At 71.3% G+C, this 23129-nt stretch carries 22 protein-coding genes and 1 pseudogene; 9 read left to right on the top strand and 14 right to left on the bottom strand.

From position 1 onward, the window contains the following. The first annotated feature begins 18 nt into the window (after window positions 1–18). The 5 genes from G401_RS0133505 to G401_RS50200 all read left to right on the top strand — a co-directional run bounded on the left by G401_RS0133505 (window position 19) and on the right by G401_RS50200 (window position 5588). Window positions 19–1005: an LLM class flavin-dependent oxidoreductase gene (locus G401_RS0133505; protein ID WP_027345926.1), complete on the top strand. Its 987-nt coding sequence runs from the start codon at window positions 19–21 to the stop codon at window positions 1003–1005. Then, complete coding sequence (locus tag G401_RS0133500; RefSeq protein WP_027345925.1) at window positions 1002–1484, top strand: hypothetical protein; 483 nt, start codon at window positions 1002–1004, stop codon at window positions 1482–1484. Before G401_RS0133505 ends, G401_RS0133500 begins: the two co-directional genes overlap by 4 nt. A gap of 562 nt (window positions 1485–2046) precedes the next feature. After that, window positions 2047–2715: a class I SAM-dependent methyltransferase gene (locus G401_RS0133495; protein ID WP_027345924.1), complete on the top strand. Its 669-nt coding sequence runs from the start codon at window positions 2047–2049 to the stop codon at window positions 2713–2715. A gap of 16 nt (window positions 2716–2731) precedes the next feature. Further along, window positions 2732–3577, top strand: coding sequence for a phosphotransferase family protein (locus G401_RS50205; RefSeq protein WP_064741914.1), 846 nt, complete (start codon window positions 2732–2734; stop codon window positions 3575–3577). Between the two features lie 61 nt (window positions 3578–3638). Beyond that, complete coding sequence (locus G401_RS50200; RefSeq protein WP_051367518.1) at window positions 3639–5588, top strand: FAD-dependent oxidoreductase; 1950 nt, start codon at window positions 3639–3641, stop codon at window positions 5586–5588. Here the strand turns inward: G401_RS50200 and G401_RS0133480 are convergent. The 3 genes from G401_RS0133480 to G401_RS0133470 all read right to left on the bottom strand — a co-directional run bounded on the left by G401_RS0133480 (window position 5549) and on the right by G401_RS0133470 (window position 9188). Beyond that, the gene (locus G401_RS0133480) at window positions 5549–6535 is read right to left on the bottom strand and encodes a hypothetical protein (protein ID WP_027345923.1); all 987 of its coding nucleotides are present in this window, start codon (window positions 6533–6535) and stop codon (window positions 5549–5551) included. The two genes, G401_RS50200 and G401_RS0133480, sit on opposite strands and share 40 nt — an antisense overlap. A gap of 87 nt (window positions 6536–6622) precedes the next feature. Beyond that, a complete protein-coding gene (gene pruA, locus G401_RS0133475) occupies window positions 6623–8248 on the bottom strand; it encodes an L-glutamate gamma-semialdehyde dehydrogenase (protein ID WP_027345922.1) in 1626 nt (541 codons plus the stop codon). Between the two features lie 13 nt (window positions 8249–8261). Next, entirely contained in the window at window positions 8262–9188 is a 927-nt protein-coding gene (locus G401_RS0133470; protein WP_027345921.1) for a proline dehydrogenase family protein, read from the bottom strand. A 170-nt stretch (window positions 9189–9358) separates the two neighbouring features. On the opposite strand from G401_RS0133470, the gene G401_RS0133465 reads away from it, so the two are divergent. Beyond that, window positions 9359–10516: a PucR family transcriptional regulator gene (locus G401_RS0133465; protein WP_027345920.1), complete on the top strand. Its 1158-nt coding sequence runs from the start codon at window positions 9359–9361 to the stop codon at window positions 10514–10516. Window positions 10517–10632: 116 nt separating this feature from the next. On the opposite strand, the gene G401_RS0133460 is transcribed toward G401_RS0133465, so the two are convergent. The 3 genes from G401_RS0133460 to G401_RS0133450 all read right to left on the bottom strand — a co-directional run bounded on the left by G401_RS0133460 (window position 10633) and on the right by G401_RS0133450 (window position 13000). Further along, a complete protein-coding gene (locus G401_RS0133460) occupies window positions 10633–11622 on the bottom strand; it encodes a sigma-70 family RNA polymerase sigma factor (protein WP_245601920.1) in 990 nt (329 codons plus the stop codon). After that, the gene (locus tag G401_RS0133455) at window positions 11619–12158 is read right to left on the bottom strand and encodes a hypothetical protein (RefSeq protein WP_027345918.1); all 540 of its coding nucleotides are present in this window, start codon (window positions 12156–12158) and stop codon (window positions 11619–11621) included. Before G401_RS0133455 ends, G401_RS0133460 begins: the two co-directional genes overlap by 4 nt. Window positions 12159–12247: 89 nt before the next feature. Next, on the bottom strand, window positions 12248–13000 hold the full coding sequence (locus G401_RS0133450; protein ID WP_027345917.1) for a class I SAM-dependent methyltransferase: 753 nt from the start codon (window positions 12998–13000) through the stop codon (window positions 12248–12250). 130 nt (window positions 13001–13130) lie between these two features. Here G401_RS0133450 and G401_RS50195 point away from each other — a divergent pair, with 130 nt between their 5' ends. After that, entirely contained in the window at window positions 13131–13670 is a 540-nt protein-coding gene (locus G401_RS50195; RefSeq protein WP_157546674.1) for a hypothetical protein, read from the top strand. A gap of 17 nt (window positions 13671–13687) precedes the next feature. Here the strand turns inward: G401_RS50195 and G401_RS0133440 are convergent, their stop codons facing one another. From G401_RS0133440 to G401_RS0133415, 6 genes are all read right to left on the bottom strand, one after another. Then, window positions 13688–14110 carry a hypothetical protein gene (locus G401_RS0133440; protein WP_034593929.1) on the bottom strand — a complete coding sequence of 141 codons (423 nt, stop codon included), beginning with the start codon at window positions 14108–14110 and terminating at the stop codon, window positions 13688–13690. Then, the gene (locus tag G401_RS0133435) at window positions 14110–14373 is read right to left on the bottom strand and encodes a hypothetical protein (RefSeq protein WP_027345915.1); all 264 of its coding nucleotides are present in this window, start codon (window positions 14371–14373) and stop codon (window positions 14110–14112) included. The genes G401_RS0133440 and G401_RS0133435 overlap by 1 nt, the downstream gene beginning before the upstream one ends. A gap of 11 nt (window positions 14374–14384) precedes the next feature. Then, on the bottom strand, window positions 14385–15029 hold the full coding sequence (locus G401_RS0133430) for a hypothetical protein (protein ID WP_027345914.1): 645 nt from the start codon (window positions 15027–15029) through the stop codon (window positions 14385–14387). Window positions 15030–15216: 187 nt separating this feature from the next. Further along, window positions 15217–15630: a DNA-binding protein gene (locus tag G401_RS0133425; RefSeq protein ID WP_245601919.1), complete on the bottom strand. Its 414-nt coding sequence runs from the start codon at window positions 15628–15630 to the stop codon at window positions 15217–15219. A 131-nt stretch (window positions 15631–15761) separates the two neighbouring features. Further along, window positions 15762–18209, bottom strand: coding sequence for an excinuclease ABC subunit UvrA (gene uvrA / locus G401_RS0133420; protein WP_034593928.1), 2448 nt, complete (start codon window positions 18207–18209; stop codon window positions 15762–15764). Between the two features lie 581 nt (window positions 18210–18790). After that, on the bottom strand, window positions 18791–19345 hold the full coding sequence (locus G401_RS0133415) for a helix-turn-helix domain-containing protein (protein ID WP_027345911.1): 555 nt from the start codon (window positions 19343–19345) through the stop codon (window positions 18791–18793). A gap of 52 nt (window positions 19346–19397) precedes the next feature. On the opposite strand from G401_RS0133415, the gene G401_RS0133410 reads away from it, so the two are divergent. Further along, window positions 19398–20615 carry a benzoate/H(+) symporter BenE family transporter gene (locus G401_RS0133410; protein ID WP_027345910.1) on the top strand — a complete coding sequence of 406 codons (1218 nt, stop codon included), beginning with the start codon at window positions 19398–19400 and terminating at the stop codon, window positions 20613–20615. Window positions 20616–20714: 99 nt separating this feature from the next. Next, window positions 20715–21140 (top strand): annotated as a pseudogene (locus tag G401_RS0133405) (SGNH/GDSL hydrolase family protein); the annotation flags it as partial. A 456-nt stretch (window positions 21141–21596) separates the two neighbouring features. Here the strand turns inward: G401_RS0133405 and G401_RS50190 are convergent. Together G401_RS50190 and G401_RS0133395 are read right to left on the bottom strand one after the other, a co-directional pair. Next, on the bottom strand, window positions 21597–22160 hold the full coding sequence (locus G401_RS50190) for a dihydrofolate reductase family protein (RefSeq protein WP_034593927.1): 564 nt from the start codon (window positions 22158–22160) through the stop codon (window positions 21597–21599). A gap of 107 nt (window positions 22161–22267) precedes the next feature. Then, a complete protein-coding gene (locus G401_RS0133395; RefSeq protein ID WP_027345908.1) occupies window positions 22268–23122 on the bottom strand; it encodes an SCO6745 family protein in 855 nt (284 codons plus the stop codon). Window positions 23123–23129 lie beyond the last annotated feature (7 nt).

Raw genomic sequence — 23129 nt, 5'->3', positions numbered from 1 at the left:
CTGTTACCCTCCCTCGTCGTGGCTGTTCAGTGGGGTGTCGTCCTGCCGCAGGGCTGGCGATCGGATCTTCGTGACCGCGGCGACGCCGCCGCCCAGTTCGAGACGATGGTCGGCGTGGCCCGGGAAGCCGACCGGCTCGGCTTCGACTCGGTCTGGCTCTACGACCATCTCCAGGCCGTCAGCGGCGATCCCGACACCACGTTCGAGTGCTGGACCAGCCTGGCCGCGATCGCCCGGGAGACCGGGCGCGTCCGGCTCGGCCAGATCGTCACCTGCAACGGCTTCCGCAACCCCGCGCTGCTGGCGAAGATGGCCGCGACCCTGGACGCCGCCAGCGCCGGCCGCGCGATCGTCGGCCTCGGCGCCGGCTGGGACCAGCGCGAGTACGACGCGTACGGGTTCGCGCAGCCGTATCCGCCCACCGGCGAGCGCCTGGCCCGCCTCGGCGAAGCCGCCGCCGTCGTGCGGAGCATGCTGCGCAACGAGATCAGTACCGTCGAGGGCCGCTATCACCGGGTCCACGGCGCGGCCAACATCCCGGCCGCGCCTGGCGTACGGCTGCTCATCGGCGGGGCCGGCGAGAAGGTGACGCTGCGGATCGTCGCCGAGCACGCGGACGCCTGCAACCTCACCGACAGCACCGATCCCGCCTTCTACCGCCGGAAGCTGGCGATTCTCGCCGACCACTGCGCGGCGGTCGGCCGGGACTACGACAGCATTCTGCGTACGGCGAGCTTCTCCGTCTTCGCCGCCGCCACCGAGGCCGGCCTCGACCAGCTGACCGCGCCCCACCTCCACGGCCGCGACCGGGCCGAACTCGCGGCGGGCAGCGCCGTCGGGACACCGGCCCGGCTGATCGACACGTTCAACTCGCTCGTCGACGCCGGCATCCAGTACTTCATCCTGTACGTCCACGCGCCCACCGACCTCGACCGCCTCCGCCTGCTCGCCGCCGAGGTCATCCCGCACGTCGGCGACAGGGCGGACACCGCGGTCACCCGGTGACAGCACAATTCGGCGATCGGGCCGCCTTCGCGGTGGAGATCGGGGAGGCTCTGTCCCCCGACCTCCGCGTGGTCGACCTGTGGGCCGCGGGCGTTCGGATCACCACTCAGGACGACGTGGCCTACGTCCCGTCCCTCGTTCACTACATGCGCTCTACCGCGGTGCGGGTGCGACAGGGCCAGGTCCGGCCGTGTCCTTTCCCGGCGAAATCGCCTGCGGAGGTCTTCCAGCAGCTCGAGGCGGATCAGACCGACTTCCGTGAGCGGTACTGGTTCATGCGATGGAGCGAGATCGTCGACAACGTCGCAAGCTACGCCTACCTCGACGACCTCCTGGTGATCGCCTTCGCCTTCCGGCGAGCCGACCCTCCTCTACCCGAGCACCCAGGCACGGTATTCGTCGCGCGGATTCCGCCAGAGGATTTCGCGACCATAGTTCTCCAAGCGGTCGATCTGCTTGAGGCCGCGCCGATCATGTAACGCACACGTGTTGCGGCGGCCGGATTTCGACATACGAGCTACATGATCGAGGCCCGGCGCGCACGTGCGCGCGGCGGCCGACAGCGGTGATCGTTTGCGGGTGAGGTGTGAAACGGCCGACGACCGCATGATCGTTTACGGTTCCGGGGTGCACATACGACTCCTGGTCGCACCAGACGCGTAAACGATCATGCAATGAGGGCCGGAAATGACACCTCAGCCGTAAAAGATCAAGAAAGCGGCGACTGCGATCCAGCTGGCGGAAGATCTGTCCCGCATCGCGGGCGACCAGCGGCGGCGGAGCGGCTTGGGCGTGATCCACGGCGGCTGAGATGCAGAAACCGGCCCTCGTCCAAGATCCAAAGCGCTCCAGATGCAGGAAACCGGCCCCGCCTGCATCCCCGCCGCAAACGATCGAGGCAGCAGGCCCGAATCCACATCCCAGCCGCTTTCGATCACCAAGACCCGATCGAAGCCGCTGGCCGCTCCGGACACTCCGACCGGTACGCCCCGCGCTGGAGCCCACCCGCTAACGTGGGCCACAGCCTGCGAAGGGATTCCGATGCGGCCTCAGGACCCACCCGCGAACGAGACACCCACCGAACGCCAGCGCCGGGTGTGGGACCGGATGGCGCCCGTGTACGACCGGCAGATCGCGTTCTTCGAGCGGATCCAGTTCGGCGGCGGCCGGGAATGGGTGTGCTCCCGGGCCACCGGCGACGTCCTGGAGGTCGCCGTCGGCACCGGCCGTGACCTGCCTTTCTATCCCCCGGGCGTACGCGTCACCGGCATCGATCTGAGTCCGGAGATGCTCCTGATCGCCCAGCGGCTGTCGGCCGAACTCGGGATCGACGCGGACCTGCGGGAGGGCGACGCCGAGGCGCTCCCCTTCCCCGACGCGAGCTTCGACAGCGTGGTGTGCGTCCTCGCACTGTGCTCGATTCCCGATCCGCGGCAGGCGATCGCCGAGATGGTACGCGTGCTGCGGCCGGACGGCCGGTTGCTGCTGTTCGACCACATCGGCAGCCACTGGTGGCCGGTCTGGGCCGCGCAGCGCCTCGTCGAGGTGGCCACCGCGCGGTCGGGCGAGTACATGACACGCCGGCAGCTGCCGCTGCTGGCGCCGGCGGGCCTGCGGGTGGTGGAGTCCGAGCGGCTGAAGCTCGGCACCGTCGAACGCATCCACGCCGTCAAGCAAGCAGCTCACGCCGCCGGAGAGGAAGACCAGTGACACAAGAGGACAGCCAGTGACGCTGGGCACGAGGATCGCCCACGGGCGCGAGGCCGAGGTGTACGCCTGGACCGGCGTCCCGAACGCAGTCGTGAAGCTCTACCGCGCGGGATTCACCGGCGGCAGGGCCGAGGTCGCCGCCCTCCGTGGACTCGCCGGATCGGGTGTGGCGCCGAAGCTGCTGGACGTCGTCGAGGTGGACGGGCGTACCGGGCTGGTGCTGGAGCGGCTCGACGGGGCCGATCTGCTGTCGGTCCTGCAACACCGGCCGTGGCGCGTCGGCGTGCTCGCCCGGGAACTCGCCGGGGCCGCGCTCCGGCTCCACCGGGTGGCGGCGCCGGCCGAGCTGCCGGACCTCAAGGAGATGCTGGCCGAGCGAATCGACGCGGCCGGGCTCGACCCCGCGCTTCGGGACCACACGTTGCGGGTCCTCGACGGGCTGCCCGCCGGCGACCGGCTCTGCCATGGCGATCTGCATCCCGGCAACGCGGTCCGGACGGCCGCCGGGGTGAGCATCATCGACTGGCCGGGCGCGAGCCGGGGCGTTCCCTCGGCGGATCTCGCGCGGTCGTTGTTCCTGCTCCGCCTGGCCGATCCCCTGCCGGACACGGCGTGGACCATGCGCGTCATCATGGCCACCGGCCGGTACGCCTTCGCCGCCGCGTTCGCCCGCGCCTACCGCAGAGGTGCCGCGCAGCCCCTGGACCGGATCGACGAGTGGCTGCTCGTGCACACCGCGGCCCGGCTCGCCGAGGGTGTCCCGGCGGAACGCGACCGCCTCGTCGCCGCCGTCGTCGCCCATGCCGCGTCGCCCGCGCGTGCCGCCGGCACTACGCCTCAGGGCGCACGCACCAACGGGTGAGCCGCGCTCCGGTCGGCCTTTCTTCATTGGCGAAGACTCCGGTATACCGGATAATAAGGACATGTCCGGATCGACGTCTGAGGGCACGCGCGTACTCGTGATCGGCGCGGGGATCGCCGGCCTGGCCTCCGCCCGCGCCCTGCATGACCGCGGCTACCGGGTCACCGTGCTGGAGGCCCGGGAGCGGATCGGCGGGCGCATCTGGACGGACCACCACGGTGTGGATCTCGGCGCGCACTGGATCCACGGCACCGACGGCAATCCCGTGACGGAACTCGTCGAGCGCCTGGAGATCCCGTACAGCTACGTCGGCGGCGACAGCGCGTACACGGGCGGGTTCGACAGCCTGAACCTGGTCGGGGCGGACCGGCGGCCGGCCGGGCACACCGCCAAGCATCGGACGCTGGAACTGGCGGACGGCGTACTGCATGAGCTTGAACTGCGAGCGGAACTCGCGCGGCGCCGGGGGCTGCCCGACGTGCCGCTGGCGACGGCGATCGGCGAGATCCTGGCGGAGCGGGCGTACGCGCCCGAGGACGAGCAGGCCGTGCGCTACCACCTCAACGTGATCCTGCGCGAGGACGTGGGTGAGGACGCCGACAAGCTGTCGCTGAAGTTCTGGGAGGACGGCTACCTGGTCTACGGCTACGGCGACAGCGTCCTGCACCACGGCTACCAGTCGGTGGTGGCGGCCCTGGCCGACGGCCTGGACATCCGCCTCGGCGAGGTCGTCGAAAGCATCACCACGACGACGTCCGTCACGGTGTCCACATGCGACAGTGAGTACAGCGCCGACAAGGTGATCGTGACGCTGCCGCTGGGCGTCCTCAAGGCGGGGACGGTGGTGTTCGAGCCGCCGCTGCCCGACGCGAAGCAGTCGGCCGTCGCCCGGCTCGGGTTCGGCACCCTGAACAAGATCGCCCTGCACTACGCCGAGCCGTTCTGGCCCGCGAGCCAGTACGTGTTCGGCTACCTGTGCCGCGAGACCGACCGCTACCCGACCGTCGTGATCAACATGTGGAAGTCGCACGGCAAGGCCGTTCTGGTCATGCTGCTGGGCGCGTCACTCGGCCGCTCGATGGAGGACTGGGCCGACGACGAGGTGCACCGCTACGCGACCACGGTCGTGCAGGACATGTTCGGCCCGGACGCGCCCGCGCCGGAGCATGTGACGCGTACTGCGTGGACCGCCGATCCCTACGCGCGCGGCTCCTACACCTGCATCGGCGTCGACGCGTCCGCCCGGGACCTCGACGCGCTCGCCGAACCCGTCGGCGACCGGCTGTTCTTCGCCGGCGAGGCCACCAACGGCTACCACTGGGGCTGCGTGCACAGCGCGTACGAGTCGGGGTTGCGGGAGGCCGGGCGGATCTGCGGCGATCCCCGCCTCTACACGCCGCCGAGCGCCGAGACGTCGCGCCGCCAGCGCCGCGACGTCGACCGCATGAAGCGGTTCGCGCGGCTGCGGATGTCCGATCTCGACCCCGCCGAGCTGCGGGCCCGCGTCGAATGCCTGCGCGGCGGCACGGACCCTTTCGGCGTACGCCTCTTCGCTCCGCTGGCGGATGCGGAGCTGGAGACGCTGGCCTCGATGTTCGGCGAGCTGATCTTCGAGCCGGGCGACGCGCTGTGCCGCGAGGACGACGCGGCCAACGGCGTGTACCTGGTGTCGGCCGGGGAGGTGGAGGTCGACTTCGGCGGTGTCTACGAGCCCGCCGCGCTCGGCCGCGGCGCGCTGGTCGGGGCGCACGACCTGTTCTTCGGGGCGCGCACCACCACGGTCACCGCGCGCACCGGCGTCACCGCCTACTACCTCGATCACTACCGGTACAAGACTTTCCTGTACGCCTTCCCCGACGTCCTGATGCTCATGACGGCGGATCTGGTCGGCCGCTGGGAGCAGCTGGAAACCGCGCTCGGCGCGGCGGCACTGCCGGGGGCTGTGCTGCCCGGGACGGCTCGGCGGGCGCGTCAGCCGATCGGCTTCTCGCCGGAGTCGCCGGCCAGGTAGACGTCCGGCGGCGTCCAGTCGATGCTCACCGTTCCGGCCGGGCCGACCGAGCGACCGGCGAGCTGGTAGTGCGCGGTCACCTGACCGCCGGCCGGGATCGGCCCGACCGTGCAGCGCAGGTAGCGCACCGGTCCGGTGCCGTGCACGTCGGTGCAGCCGTCCCAGCCGAGACCGCCCGGGTGCAGGGTCTCCGGCACGGTGAGCAGGATGCGGGCCGACGGCATCGCGGCCGTTCCGGTGTCGCGGACGACCACGGTCAGGTCGAAGCCGTTCTTCACGGCGGACACCGCGAGCTTCGCGGCCGGCGCCTCGTCCGGGTCGGCCCACCGCGTCGGGCCGCCGACCTGCTCGATGCCGCCGTCCCGCCACGCGTACGCGCGCCGCTGGGTCGGTACGCCGCTCATCGGGCCGTCGGTGTACACATGGGACACCAGGACCGACACCCGGCCCGGCCCGTCCGTACGCAGGAAGTCGGTCATCGCGGCGCCGTCCTGCGTACCGATGAGGCGACCCATCGGCCGGAACACGTCCCCGTCCCGCCGGTACGCGACGACCTGCCGGCCAGGGCTCTCGGGCCCCTCGCCGCACAGCAGGTACACCACGTAATCCTGGACGCCGTCGCCGTCGAGGTCGGTGGCCGCGTACGCCATGACGGTGACGGCCGTCTTCCCGCTGTGCTCGACGAAGTACTGGCCGTGCTTCAGGCGTACGCGACCGGTCCAGCACCGGCTGCCGGCCTGCCGCCCCCAGCTCGGCACGACGACGTTCGCTTCGGCCAGCGGGCCGGGTCCCGTGGTCGGGTCGTCGTCGGGCGCGGGCAGCGCGACCCGGGACGGGGCCGGCGGGCTCGGCGAGGCGAGCGGCGAGGCGTTCGGTGCGGCGGGCCCGCAGGCGGCCGGCGCCATCCAGGCGGCGAGCAGCAGAGCGAGCAGGGCGGCTCTTCTCATACCTGTCTCGACGCGAGTCGATCTCCGCCGGTTGCCGCCGCGAAATGTCAGTTCGGCGGCAACCCGGCGAGGGATCAGCCGACTCCGCTACAGCTGGTGCGGGTACGCCGACCGGACCGGCGGGTCGAAGTTCTCCTTGAGCGTGCGGGGACTGGTCCACCGCAGCAGGTTGTAGATCGAACCGGCCTTGTCGTTGGTGCCCGAGGCGCGGGCGCCGCCGAACGGCTGCTGCCCGACGACCGCGCCCGTGGGCTTGTCGTTGACGTAGAAGTTGCCGGCCGCGAACCGCAGCGCCCGGCCGGCCCGCTGGACGGCGGTCCGGTCGTTCGCGATCACCGCGCCGGTCAGCCCGTAGGCCGAGCGCTGGTCGATCCGGCGCAGCACACGGTCGAAGTCGGCGTCGTCGTACACGTGCACGGCCAGGAGCGGGCCGAAGTACTCCGTGCCGAAGACCTCGTCGGCCGGGTTGTCGCCGACGACGATCGTGGGCCGCACGAAGTAGCCGTCGCTCGCGTCGGCCGTTCCCCCGGCGACCACCTCCAGGCCGGGCGTCGCGTGCGCCCGGGTCAGGGCGGCGTCGAGGCGGTCGAAGGCCCGCCGGTCGATGACCGCGCCGAGGAAGTTGCGGAAGTCGGCGACGTCGCCCATCTCCAGCGCCTGCGTCTCGGCGATCAGGTCGTCCTTGAGCCGGGCCCACACCGACCGCGGAATGTACGCCCGCGACGCCGCCGAACACTTCTGCCCCTGGTACTCGAAGGCGCCCCGGACCAGGGCGGTACGCAGGACGTCCAGGTCGGCCGAGGTGTGGGCGAGCACGAAGTCCTTGCCGCCGGTCTCCCCCACCAGCCGCGGGTAGCCCCGGTACGTGGCGATGCTCGCCCCGACCGTCGACCACAGGTGCTGGAACACCGCGGTGGAGCCGGTGAAATGGATGCCGGCCAGCGCCGGATCGGCCAGCGCGACGTCGGACACCGCGCGCCCGTCGCCGGTGACGAGGTTGATGACGCCCGGCGGGAGGCCGGCCTCCTCCAGCAGCCGCATCGTCAGGTGCGCCGCGAGCCCCTGGGTCGGGGCGGGCTTCCACACGACCGTGTTGCCCATGAGCGCCGGTGCGGTGGGCAGGTTGCCCGCGATCGCGGTGAAGTTGAAGGGCGTGACCGCGTAGACGAACCCTTCCAGCGGCCGGTAGTCCATCCGGTTCCACACCCCGTCGGCGCTCTCGGGCTGCTCGGCGTGGATGCGGCGGGCGAAGTGGACGTTGAACCGCCAGAAGTCGGCCAGCTCGCACGCCGCGTCGATCTCGGCCTGGATCGCGGTCTTCGACTGCCCGAGCATCGTGGCCGCGTTCAGCGTGTCCCGCCACGGACCGGCGAGCAGGTCGGCGGCCCGCAAGAGGATCGCCGCCCGATCGTCGAAGGGCATGTCGGCCCAGCCCGGCGCCGCCCGCACGGCGGCCGCCGTCGCGGCCCGGGCGTCGGCGTGCGTCGCGTTCGCGTACCGGCCGAGGCGCAGCTTGTGGTCGTGCGGGGCGGAGATCATGTGCCGGTCACCGCCGGCCATCCGCTGCTCGCCGTCGATCGTGCAGGTCAGCTCGACCTCCCGGCCCGCGAGCTCGGCCAGCTTCGCTTCCAGGCCCGCACGCTCCGGGGAGCCGGGCGCGTACGCGCGGACGGGCTCGTTGACCGGGATCGGCGTACGCGTGATCGCATCCATGTTCGCTGGTCTCCTACCGATGGACGAGAGAGGTCAGGAAGAACTTGACGTTCGCGGGGCGCTCGGCCAGGCGGCGCATGAAGTAGCCGTACCAGTCCGCGCCGAACGGCACGTACACCCGGCACACCTCGCCGCCCGCGACCAGCGCGCGCTGCTCCTCGGTGCGGATGCCGTGCAGCATCTGGAACTCGTAGGAGTCCGGCGTGCGGCCGGTCTCGGCGATCAGCCGGTGCGCGATGTCGATCATCCGCGGGTCGTGGCTGCCGACCATCGGGTACGCGGCCGAGCCGAACAGCGTCGCCAGCGCCCGCGCGTACGCGGCGTCGATCTGGCGCCGGTCCGGGAACGCGACCGAGGCCGGTTCGGCGTACGCCCCCTTCACGAGCCGGATGCGCGACCCGGCGACGGAGAGGTCCCGCAGATCGCCCTCGGTACGCCGGAGCATGGCCTGGATCGCGACGCCGACCCACGGGAAGTCCTTGCGCAGCACGGCGAGCGTGCCCAGGGTGGCGTCGACGGTGGTGTGGTCCTCCATGTCCAGGGTGACCGTGGTCCCCGCGCTGCGCGCCGCTTCGCAGATGGCGTACGCGTTGTCGAGCGAGATCCGCCCGGCGTCCCGGGGAAGGCGCTGGCCGAGCGCGGACAGCTTCACCGACACCTCGGTCCGCCCGGCGATGCCGAGATCGGCGAACCGCCCCAGCATCCGCAGGTACGCGTCGCGCGTCGCGGCCGCGTCGGCGGCGTCGAGCGTGTCCTCGCCGAGCCGGTCGACGGTCACCGACAGACCTTCGCCGACCAGCCGCTGGATCACCCAGGCGGCCTCGCCCAGCGATTCGCCGGCCACGAACCGGTCCACGACGCGGCGGGTCACCGGGACGCGGGTGATGACGCGCCGGGTCCGCCCGCTGCGCGACATGGCGAGGAGGGTGCGGCTGAGCATGGAGCCTCCGAGGAACTGCGGGCGGAACTAGGACGGAACCAGGACGGAACTAGGACGGAACAGCGGGACGCAACGGCAGAACCGTAGGGCCACCCGCCAGTCCCGGACCATGGACGAACGCCACGACGTACCACCCGATCCGTCATACATCTGTCTGATAGCGTCCGCGTGTGCTCACCGATCGCCTCCAGGACCTCGTCGACCGGATCTCCCGGCACGTCGCCGCCTCGGCGATCCTCGAGGACCGCGACTTCCACCTGGTCGCCTTCGCCTCCCAGTCCGGCGGGCTGGATCGCGTACGCCAGGCGTCGATCCTGGAAAGGCGGTCCACCCCCGAGGTCCGCGCCTGGTTCGAGGGGTTCGGCATCGCCCGCAGCGACCGGCCGGTCCGCATCCCCGCCGACGCCGGACTCGGCACCCTCGCCCGCGTCTGCCTGCCCGCCCGCTGGAACGGGGTGACCTACGGCTACGTGTGGCTCCTCGACGAGCACGGCGACATGCCCGAAGACCTGGTCAACGAGGTGATGCACGAGGCGTCCCGGGCCGGCGCGATGCTCGCCCAGCAGGCCCGCGTACGCGAGCACGCCGAGCACCGCCTGCAGAACCTGCTCTCGCCGGAGCGGCCGGTCGCCGAGTCGGCCGCGGAGGAGATCAGCGCCCTCGGCCTGCTCGACCGGGACCAGCCGGTCGTGGCGATCGTGCTGGAGACCGTGCACGCGGCGGACTGGCGGGCGGCCCCGCTGAACATGTGGCGCCTGCCCGGCGATGTGCTGCTGGCCAGCGAATCCGACCACATCAGCCTGCTGGCCCCGGATACCCGCGACGTCCCGGGCCTCGCCGCCCGCGTCCGCGACCTGTACGCCGAGCGGCTGCCGGCCGGAGCGCGCGACGGCGTCCTCGTCGGCATCGGCGCGCCCCGTGACGACCTCGCCGACGCCCGCGCGAGCTGGCGCGAAGCCCGCCTGGCGGTGCGGGTCAGCCGCGAGGTGCCGGCCCTGCGCCCGGTCGCGACATGGAACGAGCTGGGCATCTACCGGCTACTGGCCTGCGGGCCGCAGCGGGAGCTGCGCGACGCCGTGATCGATCCGGCGGTCCGGCGCCTCCTGCGCGAACCGGACGGCACGCTGCTGGCGACCGCCCGCGCCTACCTCGACCATGCCGGGGGCGTCCAGCCGACCGCGGCCGAGCTGAGCATCCACCGCCAGACCCTCTACCACCGGCTGGCCAAGATCGAACGGCTGACCGGGCTCGATCTCGCCGACGGCCGCGACCGGCTGCGCCTGCACCTCGGGATCTCCCTCGCGCCCCTGATCGCCGGACGCCAGTGACCGCCGGAGCTTCAGTGACCGCCGGACGTCAGTGACCGCCGGAGCTTCAGTGACCGCCGGACGTCGGTGACCGCCGGACGTCGGTGACCGCCGGAGTGTCGGGAATCGCCGGAGTGTCAGTCCGGCAGTGAGCGCGGCAGGCCGAACCAGGGCAGCACCGTGCTCTCGAACCGGGTCATGGCGCTGATCCGGTCCCCGTCGAGCTCGATCACGAACAACCCGGTCCCGTGCCAGCCGGTCGGCGTACGCAGATAGGTGCCGAAGGCGGGCTGGCCGTTGGCGCGGGTCGGGACGAGGTGGAACCGGCGGTCGGAAGCGAGGATCTCGGCGCAGAACCGGGCCGCGGCCTGCCGGCCGACGTACTCCAGCGGCATCGGCGGCATGGAGATGAAGACGTCGTCGGTGAGCAGGGCGATCAGAGCATCCAGATCCGCGGCCTCGTACGCGCTGACGAACCTGCTCACGAGCGCTTCCTCGGCGGGCGACCCGGCCGACGGCGGCGTACGCCCGGCCGGCTTCTGCAGCCCGGCCCGCGCCCGCTTGAGGGCACTGGTCACGGACTCGGCGGTGGTGTCCATCATCTCGGCGACCTCGGCGGCATGGAAGCCCAGGACGTCGCGCAGGATGAGGACGGCGACCTGGCGCGGCGGCAGGACCTGCAACGCGGTGACGAAGGCGAGCGAGATCGCCTCGGTCCGCTCGTAGCGGGCCTCGGGCCCCTGCTCCAGCGCGCCGTCGAGCAGGGCGTCCGGGATCGGTTCGAGCCAGACGACCTCGCCGAGCCGCGTGGGCTCGGGCGGCTGCACGCCGGGAATGTTCCACTGCAGCGGAGGCCTGCGCCCGGCGGCGCGGCGGGCGTTGATGCAGCGGTTCGTGGCGATCCGGTACAACCAGGTCCGCAGCCCCGAACGCCCTTCGAAGCCGGCCAGCCCCTGCCAGGCCGCCAGCAGCGTCTCCTGCAGCACGTCCTCGGCGTCCTGGAACGAGCCCAGCATCCGGTAGCAGTGCACCCGCAGTTCCCGGTGATGCGGCTCGGTCAGCGTCCGGAAGGCGTCGCCGTCACCGGCACGGGCCCGCGCGATCAGGTCGGCGGCTTCCGTGGTCACGTTCTCCATTCTCGTACGGACACCGGAAGGGCGCGGAAATGGGCGCAGCGAGTCTCATCGCATTCCGAGGCGTTCCTGGAGTGCGCGTACCGCTGTGAAGTCGACCGGATCGCCCGCGGGCCGCGGTGATACGCATCGAGATGGAGCCGGTGCCGGCCGTGCCGGTACGTCAGCGTGAGCGCCTCCGTCACGAGCGGCAGGCTCGCGGCCGGCTCGTTGAGCCCGGCGTGCGCAAAGCTCGCGTCCAGCAGCGCCGAAGTCAGGACATCCTCGGCATGACGGGCTTTCCGCAACTCGGTGATCGCCGGAAGCAGATGCGTCAGGGCGTCCTCCCACCGCCCGACGTGCGCCAGCTGCCCGCCCAGGACCGCCTGCCCGTACGCGGCGGCAGGACCACCCCAGGCCTGCGTACGCTCGTACGCCGTCCACGCGAGTTCCAGTGCGCGGCCCGGCTCGCTCGCGGCCGCCGCCTGGATCGCCGCGAACTCAGGGACGCTCTCGACCTGCCGTATCCACCGGATCACCTCGAAGATCACGAGCGGGAAGCATAGCGGCGGAAACGATCTTGCGTGGCCCGCGTTTCCGCCGGTACCGACTCAGGGCTTCGATCAGCTCAGAGCTTCGGTCACGCGGCCGTGCAGACGCAGAGCTGCACTGGCGCCTGGCCGGTGAACGGCCGGCCAGACCAGTCGCCGAACCGCTCGACGAGCCGAAGACCGCCGAGCGAGACCAGCAGTGGCAGCTCCTGCGGGAAAATGCTCCGGATCTCCAGCGGCACGACGACGAAGTCGGGCTCGGTGTCCGTCGACAGGTGCCACGTCCCGCGGGTGACCTGCGCGGACGCATCGTAGATCTCCTCGACGTCGACGCTCACCTCGCCGCGGTCGGGATCCACGAACGACAACGACTCCCGGGTACGCCGTACGCCGTCGGCATCGGCGAGCAGGCGCACGCTCGGGTTGAACACGTCGAAGACGAACCTTCCACCGGGAGCCAGGTGCTTTCGGACCGCTCGGAAGCAGTTCGCCAGATCCTCAGCCTCATGCAGATGCAGGAGGGAATTGGCGGTGATGAACACGAAGTCGAACGTGCGCCCCAGATCGAAGGCACGCATGTCGCCCTGGACCCATTCCACTGCCACACCGCGCTCGTCCGCCTTACGCCGGGCCTCGGCCAGCATGTCCGGTGAGAAGTCCAGCCCGACACACGGACGCCCGTCGGCGGCGACGGGGATCAGCTTGTGTCCGGTGCCGCACCCGAGTTCCAGGACGCTTCCGCCCTGCCGCCGGGCTTCGGCCCGGTAGAAGTCGACCGCGGGGCCGCCGCCCGGGAACATCAGGTCGTACAGCTTCGCGTGCGAGTAGAACGCTGCGCTCATCGAGCGGTCGCAAGGTGGAAGTCGGCCATGGCCCGACACTGTGTCAGAACTCAGCCGAGCCGGCGAACCGTTTCCGTGTACTCCTTCACGAGTGTTGCGCTTCGGCGCGTACACGATGATCATGTGCGGCGTGACCGACGCGGACCTTGACTATCAGCGTGAGCTCGACCGGCTGACTTCCGCTGTGGAGCGGCTCGCGCCGCGGCAGCGCCTCGGGTGGCTGCTCGCGGCGATCTCCCCGCTGCTCGACCAGGTCGCGGCGCGCGACGGCGACCTCTACGACGAGCAGGAGATGACCACGCCGGAGGCGGTGGAACGGTTCCGGCGCTACGCGGGCGGCGGCACGCGGCTCGATCCCGCGCCGATCCACTACCACCTGACCTACTTCTCGCTGGTCGAGTCGGAGGACCAGGACGTACGCATGCACGTGCGCTCGCAGGCGGCCTGGCTGGCAGCGCAGTGGCTCCAGCTGGAGACCGGGCGCGAGCTGCCCGCGGTCGAGGACGATTTCGAGCTTCGGCCGACGGCCGACATCGCCAACACGCTGGCCTGGACCCGCTCGGGCCAGATCGAGCTGCTGCCCGAGGACGCCGCCCACGGCGACGCCGGCGCGGCGGTGCGGGAGCTGCGGCTGATGCGCGACGAGCTGGCGGGGTGGCCCGAGGCCTGAGCCCGGGCCACCCCGCGCTAGCGGGCGTCGGTGACCACGTACGAGCAGGGTGAGCACGCGGCCGGCCCCTGCTCGGCGAACCAGCGGCAGGTACGCCGGATGGCGCACTTGGGCAGGTCGACCGGCTCACCCCCGACGGCCTGGTACGACTCGACGAGTTTGGCTCCCAGACCGCAGTGCTCACCGGTCCAGAAGCCGCATTTCGCGGTGACGCACGGCCCGGCGAACCGGTACGCGGCCTCCAGCGGCTGCCCGGCCTCCCCAGCGTCCATATCGGACAGAAGGACGGACGCGGGTACCGCGGGGGTCACGTAGGCCACCTTGCCGGCCGGCGTGATCATGCCGAGGAACACCGTCGCGTTGCTCGTCGGGGTGCTCGGGCACATGCGCTCGGCGGTGTCGCCCTCGGGGTGCCCGGCCCGAGGCTGGTCCTCGAGCATTACTGGTAGAAGCCGAGGTTGTTGATCTGCGCGCCGACCTGGTCGGCACGGGGGCCGTCGAGTACCCACAGCCCGTACCACTCCGGCCGCAGACCCGGCCAGTTGGCATGACCGACCGTCACCGGGCGCAGGAGCTTGACGCTGGCGGTGGCCAGCGCGGCGAGGCCGGCCTTCTGGATCTCGTTGGCGATGCGCACCTTCTGGTCGTCGGTGAGGTCCACGCCGTCGACGACGAAGGTGAACTGCTGACGGGAAGTAGCCATGGAACACTCTCCTAGAGACTGTGGTGGTTGGACAGACCTTGGCGCGCCGTGGCCTCGGTGAACGCGTTCCAGCCGGTACGGCCGGCGATGTCGGACGGGGCCTGCGCCTGTCCCCAGACCTGGGTGAGGCTGGCCCGGACGAAGCCGATCTGCTCCGAGCTTCCGGTGAAACCGGCCTGCCCGTCGGAGATCTCCAGGTGCCCGGCACGTGCCGTCACCGAGGGAAAGTGCCGGTACAGGCTGGCGACGGTCGCCCAGTACCGGCTGTCGCGGACCGCCGCGTCGAAGCCGAGCTGGGACTTGCCGGCCCGCGTGTACCCGATCCCGTTGAGCAGCAGGGCGTGGCCGCCCTGAGCGGTTCCCGAGGTGATCACGTGGAACGGGGCGATCCAGGCGCTGGGCGCGCTCGCCCACCACATGCGGATCCAGTCGCCGAGCCGGTCGTGGAAGTCGGCGGCGTAGGTGTGCGCCACCGGCAGGCCGGCCGGCGACTGGGTGACCACGGTCGCGATCCGGTCGTGCTCCCGGAACTCGGCGGGCACGGTGGATACATGGGCCGATGCCCGGGCGGGCGCGGTCAGGACGAGGACGGATCCGGCAGTGGCAGCCGCGGTGAGCAGGCCACGGCGAGACACGGCCGGTGAGACGGGCTCCATGTGCCTCCCTTCATAGATGCGCATAGTTCAATGCGTATCGCGAAATATGGTCGACACATTTACGTCTATAGATAAGTCTCGAGTCCTTGATCTGACACAGAGTCGACACGCGGTGACACACGGTGTCGAACTGTTCCGCGACGTCCTGATCGCGGTGACCGATCAGGGCATCAGCGCCGGGACCCGCTCAGGAAGCCGCCCGGCCCGCCACCCGGTCGTAGCGCTGCTTCGCCGCCTGAGCCGTGTTCAACCCTAGCCCGTACGCGATCGACTGCCAGGTCAGGCCGCGGTTGCGGGCCAGGTCGAGCAGGCCGGTTTCGAGCGTGTCGAGGTCGGCGCGTACACGCGGCAGCAGGGTCAGCGCGGCGAGGAGATCCGCCTCGTCGATCGGCGCCTCGTCCGCCTCCGGCAGCGCCGCTCCGGCCGCGAGGGACACGATCAGGCACACCGCCTCGTACGCGTCGATCACCGTCGGGTGGCTCCACCGGGACCGCTGCGCCTCGGTGGCGCCGTGCCGTTCCATGATGCGGTGCAGGGCGGCGAAGTCGCGGTGCGCGCGGGCCAGCCCGGCGTCGGGTGCGGCGAACAGCTCATCGGTCATGGGCACCATCCCAGCATGATCATGCCGATCGCGTCAACAGAATGTTGAAAACATGCTGTTGACATCAGCTCATTGGCAACAGCATGTTGGCAACAGTTCGTTGTTATCAGCTCGTTGTCATCGGCTCATCGTCAGCGCCGGGCCAGCGCCTCGGCGAGGTAGGACGCGGTCCGGCTGTCCTGGGCCGTCGCGACCGTCGAAGGCGTACCGGCAGCGACGATCCGGCCGCCCTCGTCACCGCCGCCCGGGCCGAGATCGATGACCCAGTCCGCGTACGCGACCACGCTCAGGTCGTGCTCGACGACGATCACGGTGTGCCCCTGGTCGACGAGGCCGTGCAGCTGCCGGGACAGCACCTCGACGTCGGCCGGGTGCAGGCCGGTGGTCGGCTCGTCGAGCAGGTAGAGGGTGCGACCGCGCCGGCCGCGTTGCAGCTCCGTCGCCAGCTTGATGCGCTGCGCCTCGCCGCCGGACAGCTCCGTCGCGGGCTGGCCGAGGGTCAGGTAGCCCAGGCCCACCGACGCGAGCACGGACAGGCTGCGCGCGGCGGCCGGCACGTCGGCGAGGAACGTGGCCGCCTCGTCGACGGTCAGGCCGAGCACGTCGGCGATGGACCTCCCCCGGTACGCGACCTCCAGCGTCTCGGCGTTGTACCGCGCACCGCCGCAGGTCGGGCACGCCTGGTAGGTCCCGGGCAGGAAGAGCAGCTCGACCGCGACGAAGCCCTCGCCCTCGCAGGTCTCGCACCGGCCTCCGGCGACGTTGAACGAGAACCGGCCCACCTTGTAGCCGCGGCTCTTCGCCTCCGGAGTGGCCGCGAAGATCTTGCGGACGGCGTCGAACAGCCCGGTGTAGGTGGCCAGGTTCGACCGCGGCGTACGCCCGATCGGCCGCTGGTCCACGCGTACGAGCCGGTCGATCGCGTCGAGACCGCCGGCGGTGACACCGACCGAGGCGTCGACGGGCTCTTCGTCGTCCTCGTCAGCGGCCGGCTCCGCGTCGTCCGGCCCAGTGTCGTCCGGCGAGGTACGCAGCGCGGCGGCCACCACGTCCGCGAGCACCTGACTGACCAGAGTGGACTTTCCCGAACCGGAGACCCCGGTGACCGCGGTGAACACGCCGAGCGGGAACTCCGCGGCCAGCCCGCGCAGGTTGTGCCGGTCGATCCCGGCCAGCCGCAGCCAGCCGGCGGGCTCGCGGGGTTTGCGGTCGGGCGGGGGCGGCGGGTCGAAGAGGTACCGGCCGGTGGCCGACTCCGCCACCCCGGCCAGGCCGTCGACCGGTCCGCTGTAGAGCACCTCGCCACCGTGGACGCCCGCACCCGGGCCGACGTCGACGATCCAGCCCGCACGGCGTACGACCTGGAGGTCGTGCTCGACGAGCAGCAGCGAGTTGCCCGCGGCCTGGAGGCGCGCAAGCAGGGTCAGGAGGGGTTCGGTGTCGGCGGGATGCAGTCCCGCGGAGGGCTCGTCGAGCACGTAGACCACACCGAACAGGCCGGAGCGCAGCTGCGTGGCGAGCCGCAGGCGCTGCAGCTCGCCGGCGGAGAGCGTGGGGGTGGGCCGCACGATGCTGAGGTAGCCCAGGCCGAGCTCGACGAGCAGCTCGACGCGGGCGAGCAGGTCGCGCACGATGGTGGCGGCGGGTTCGCCGGAAGCCGTGTCGCGCAGGGCGTCCGCGAGGCCGGACAGCGGCAGCGCGGCCATGGCGGCGAAGTCACGGCCGGCGTACGTGACGGCGAGCGCCTCGGCCCGCAACCGTGCCCCGCCGCACACCGGACACGCCTCCGTACGCAGGAACCGCCGCATCCGCTCCCGGATCGGCAGGCTCTGCGACGTGGCGAACGTGTGCAGCACGTAGCGTTCGGCGCTCTGATACCTCCCCTGGTACGGCCGCTGGATGCGGCCCGGCTCGCGTTCGGGGTGGACGGTCACGACCGGCTGGTCCTCGGTGAACAGGATCCAGTGGCGGTCGCGCTCCGGCAGGTCGGCCCACGGCCGGTCGATGTCGTAGCCGAGGGTCGCGAGGATGTCGCGGAAGTTCTTGCCCAGCCACGCACCCGGCCACGCGGCGATCGCCCGGTCCCGGATGGACAGCGACGGGTCGGGCACCAGCGAGTCCTCGGTGACCTTGTGCACGAGCCCCTGCCCGTGGCACTCCGGGCACGCGCCGGCGGCGGTGTTCGGCGAGAACGCGTCCGAATCCAGCCGGGCCGCGCCGGGCGGATAGTCGCCGGCCCGCGAGTACAGCATCCGCAACAGGTTCGACAGGGTCGTCACGGTCCCCACCGACGAGCGCATCCCCGGCACGGCCCGCCGCTGGCCGAGCGCGACCGCCGGGGGCAGTCCCGAGATCTCGTCGACCTTCGGCGCGCCGACCTGATGCAGCAGGCGCCGCGCGTACGGGGAGACGGATTCGAGGTAGCGGCGCTGGGCCTCGGCGTACACGGTGCCGAAGGCGAGCGAGGACTTGCCCGACCCGGAGACGCCGGTCACCGCCACGATCTCGTCGCGGGGGAACTCGACGTCCACGGATCGGAGATTGTGTTCCCGGGCGCCCCGGACGCTGATGAACCCCACGCAGTCATCGTCACACAGCGGTTTTGGAGATCAAGTACGGTTGACGAATCCCGCCAAGATCACGAGATGCCCCCGTGGCGCTTCGAACCCGATCTTGGCTATGTATACGGATGGGGTGTATCAACGGCCGCGATACACCTCATCCGTATACATCAAAAGATCACCGGGCTGGCGACGAGGCAGTAGGGCCGACACCCGAGACACTTCACCCCGACTGTCCGATGTAGGCACTCCCCCATGCCCAAGCTGCCGCATACGGGGACGCTATGGGTCGGGGCCACGGCACGATCGGCATGATCGAATACCCTTATTACGGCACTGCGATGGCGATTCCCTTGATCAAATACCACTATTGTGGCGAGAGAGCGCTTTCTGCCGTATCAGCGGTATTTGATCACGACGAGAGGGCCGAAAATGCCGTCATAGCGGCAAACGATCACCGCCAACCACTCCACGGCCGAACCACGCCCCCGATATCGAAGATCTCCTCGGACACGGTCGGCGCCGCAACGCGTATTACCGCATATCAAGAAGAAGACCGACGGCGCGCAAGCAAGCCGGAAAGGCAGAAAGGAAGACGATCACGAGACTCGCGGCGTGCGGATCAGAAGACTCGCCTCCGCCTCCCCTTCGGAAGCTGCGTAGATGTGGGGGACATCGGCGACCCAACTGAGGTGGTCGCCGGGCCCGCCGGTCTGCGGCGCCTCCACCGGCCCCGCCACGATCCGTCCCTTATAGACCGTCAGGTGCTCGGTCACCCCCGGCAGATGCGCCGGCGATGTCTGCACTACGCCGGGCACGACCACGAGGCGGAAGTACTCGTACGTCGCCGCGGGCTCGTGGAACACCTCCAGGAGCGTCGACACCACGGCCGCGCCCCGGATCGGGTCCGCCGTGCGGGCCGGCGCGCCCGGGTCGACCGTCAGCGCGCTCATCGGCAGGCCGAGGGCGGCCGCGATCGCGTACATGGTCTCCAGGGTGGGGTTGCGGGTGCCGTTCTCCAGGCCGGACAGGGTGGCCTTGCCGACGCCGGCCGTGCGGGCCAGCTCGGACAGCGAGATCCCACGCGCCTCACGCAGCTCGCGCAGACGCCGGCCGATGGCGGGGTCATAACGGCTTGTGCCACGGACGGTCATGCCCGTATCGTTCCACCCGTTCCGTAAACGGAACAGCCCGGAGGTGTGAGTCATGCGTACGCTCCAGCCGGTCCTCACCGGCCTGGTCAGCGCGGTCGTCGGGTACGCGAGCGCGTTCACGGTCGTGCTCGCCGGCCTGCACGCCGTCGGAGCGACCCAGCGGCAGGCGGCGTCGGGCCTGCTCGCGCTCTGCGCCGGCATCGCGGTCGCGGGCATCTTCCTCGCCCTGCGGTACCGCATGCCGATCGCGATCGCCTGGTCGACCCCGGGCGCGGCCCTGCTGGTGGCGAGCGGCCCGGTCACGGGCGGCTTCCGGGTCGCCGTCGGCGCGTTCCTGGTCAGCGCGGCCCTGACCGTCCTCGCGGGAGCGGTGCCGTGGCTGGCCCGCCTGGTGGCGGCGATCCCCCGCCCGATCGCGGGCGCGATGCTCGCCGGGGTGCTGCTGCCGCTGTGCACCACGCCCGTGCACGCCGTGGTCGACGTGCCGCTGCTCGCCGTACCGGTCACGCTGACGTGGGCGGTCCTGTTCCGGTTCGCCCGGCCGTGGGCCGTGCCGGGCGCGCTCGCCGCCGCGATCACGGCCATCGCCGTCCAGGGCACCCCGGGTCTGTCGGCCGCCGCGCTGCGGCCCGCCCTGGAGTTCACCACGCCCGGCTTCACCGTCGCCGCGGCCGTCGGCCTCGGCGTACCGCTGTTCCTGGTCACGATGGCGGGCCAGAACGTACCCGGCGCCGCGGTCCTGTCCACCTTCGGCTACGACCCGCCGCTGCGCGGCGCGCTGATCACCACCGGCCTCGTCAGCGCCGCCGCCGCGCCCTTCGGCGGCCACGCGATCAACCTCGCCGCGATCACCGCCGCGCTCACCGCCGGCCCCGACACCCACCGCGACCCCGGCCGCCGCTGGATCGCCACCGTCGCGCTCGGCGCCGGCCAGCTCGTCCTCGGCCTCGGCGCGGGCCTGGCCACCGCGCTCGTCGCCCTCTCCCCGCCCGTCCTGGTCACCGCCGTCGCCGGGCTCGCGCTCATCCCCGCGCTCGCGTCCGCCCTCACCAACGCGCTCGCCGAACCCGAGCGCCGCGAGGCCGCCGTCGTCACCTTCGTGGTCACCGCGGCAGGACTGTCCATTGTGGGCATCGGGTCGGCCTTCTGGGGGCTGCTGGCGGGTCTGGCCGCACTCCTGCTCACCTCTGCGCGTACGCGTACCCGGCCGCCCGCCGTCCGGGAGGTTCCCGATCCGCGGCCGGCCGCCGAGCCCGTTCCGGTCGACTGACGACCGCGTACGCAGGCCGGGCGTACGATGCCGCGATGATGGCCGCGATGAAGACGGTGCTGTGCTTCGGCGACTCCAACACCCACGGCGCGCCAGCCCCTCGACGTCATCGTGATCATGTTGGGTACCAACGACGTCAAGACCGAGTTCGGCCTGAGCGTCGACAAGCTGATCGGCCAGTGGGAGGCGTTCCTCGACGACGTGGCCCGGTACGCGCGGGCCGCGACGGTCGTCCTGGTCAGCCCGATCCGCATCGATCCTGAGCAGCCGAGATTCGCCGTGGACATGGTGGCGTTCGACGCGGGCTCGGTCGCGAAGGCCGACCGGTTCGCCGAAGCGTACGCGGCCCTGGCCCGCCGGCGGGGACTGCTGTTCCTCGACGCGGCGGGCGTGGCGGCCGCCGGCGCCGACGGCATCCACCTGACCGGCGCCGGCCACGCCCGCCTGGCCGACGCCGTGGCGGCGGTGATCCTGACCGGTCAGCCCTCCTCGACGACCGCCGGCGCCGCAACGGGTACGCGATAGGCGACGAGCAGGTGCTCTTTGTGGGAATGATCTTCCGCCAGGTGGTCCGGGTCGCCGATTTCTTGATCGTTTGCGGGCGAGGTGTAATTCCGGCCCAATCCGCATGATCGTTTACGCGTGAGGTGTAACCGGAGGCGGTCAGCGCGCTCCAGGGCCGTAAACGATCATGCGCTCGGGGGTCGTTTCTACACCTGAGCCGTAAATGATCACCCTGCCTGAAATGATCACCACGCCTGTCGACCCCATGTCCCCATATCGGACAGTCGCGACAAAGGCCAAGCACGAGGGGTGAAACGGTGACCGGACGACGGTGAAGGATGCGTCGCCCCACCACCTGGCAGTGGAGGCGCCCCGCGCCGGAACGGTCTCCCGCGCGAGGAGCGGAGGTGAGATCGACGAACCCGGGACAAGGATCTTAAAATGATCTTGAAGTTGCTCTTGACCGGAGAATATGGGTCAGATTTCCTCCCCCACCTCCGGTGACGCGGCGAGTACGCGGTAGTCGACGAGCAGGTACCCCGTCGGCGACGTCTGGCTGCGGATGACCTCCAGCCGGACCCCCGGTACGCCGTCGAAGAGCCGCCGCCCGCCGCCCGCGACGCAGGGGGCGACCACGAGCCGGAGTTCGTCCACGAGCCCGGCGATGAGCAACGTCTGCGCGACCGAGAGGCTCGCGTGTACGCCGATGTCGCCGCCCGGCTTGCGGCGCAGATCGTCAACGAAGGCCACCAGGTCGCCGTCGATCGCGGTCGAGTGGGCCCACGGCGCGTCCAGCGGCGTGGAGGTCGCGACGAATTTCGCGACCCCGTTGATGAACGTCGCGAACGGCTCGATCTGGCTGTCGGGCCAGAACTGCACCCAGTCGTCGTAGCTGCGACGGCCGAGGATCACCGCGTCCTGCGTCCCGATCACCTCGGGAATCTTGGCGTCCACCAGGTCGTCCCACTCGGTGACGAAGGTGTTCGGGGCCTCCGCGACCCCGTCCAAGGACACGTACTCGGTGACGACGATCTTGCGCATTTCCCCTGCACCTCCGGTAAGAATCCCGACTGACCTCGATGGTCACGGTGCAGACGGGAGACGGCCCCGAAACTCATCGCCGCGGCGGTCACCAGATCCGGCGAGCGTCAGCGCGGCGGTTCCGGCAGCCCGATCGGGTTCCAGGCCGGCAGGTCCCGGTAGGCCGCGTGGGCCAGCGGCGTCAGCAGTTCCGCCAGCCGGGCCGTCCGCTCCTCGCCCAGCCCGTCCCACGGCCGCATCGCCGCCCGGTCGGTCATCGCCTCGATCGCGTCGTGCGCCTCGACGCCCGTCCGGGTCGCGGCCCCGGCGGCCGACAGCCACCCGCGCCCGGCCAGCCGGTCCACCGCGGCCGCCCACTCCTCGTCGGTCCAGCCCCGCGCCGGCTGCAGGTGGTCGCGCCGCAGGTCCAAGCCTGAACGCCAGGCCTGCGTCTCGCATCCGTCCAGCCCGTGCACGACCAGCGCCGCGACATGCCCGTCCCCGCGGTGCTCCCGCAGGACCGTCGCCGCCTGCCATAGTTTCCCCAGCACATCCTCGGGTACGCCGAGGGCGGCGTTCGCGGCCCCGAGGACCCGACCGGCCGTGTCGGCGTACGCGGCGGCCTCGGCGAGCAGGTCGGCGGCCTCGGACAGGTGGTCGGCGGCGGTCCCGTCGAGCAGCCGCGCCAGCGCCGCCCGGGCACCGTCGAGCCGGGCGGAGATCGCACGCTCGGGTGTCGCGCGCGTCCACACGTCGGGCAGCGCCCTGTGCACGGTTCCCGGGGCGAAGCCGAAGAAGGCGGCGACGACCGGCGGCGCGCCGACGGCACCCAGCGGCGCGGCCCGGCCGGCGAAGTAGCCCCGCCAGAAGCCGCGCAGCCCGGCTGCCTCGAAGTGCTCCCGGCACTCCGGGGCGAAGTAGGTGACCGCGTGCAGCGGCTCGAACAGGGTCCACATGCGGCGTGCCTGATGCATGCGGGTCATTATGCGC

The sequence above is a fragment of the Hamadaea tsunoensis DSM 44101 genome (genome assembly GCF_000428945.1).
GTDB classification, from domain to species: Bacteria; Actinomycetota; Actinomycetes; order Mycobacteriales; family Micromonosporaceae; genus Hamadaea; species Hamadaea tsunoensis.
The sequence above is the reverse complement of the archived record's forward strand: the minus strand, read 5'-3'. Positions and strand labels throughout refer to the sequence as shown.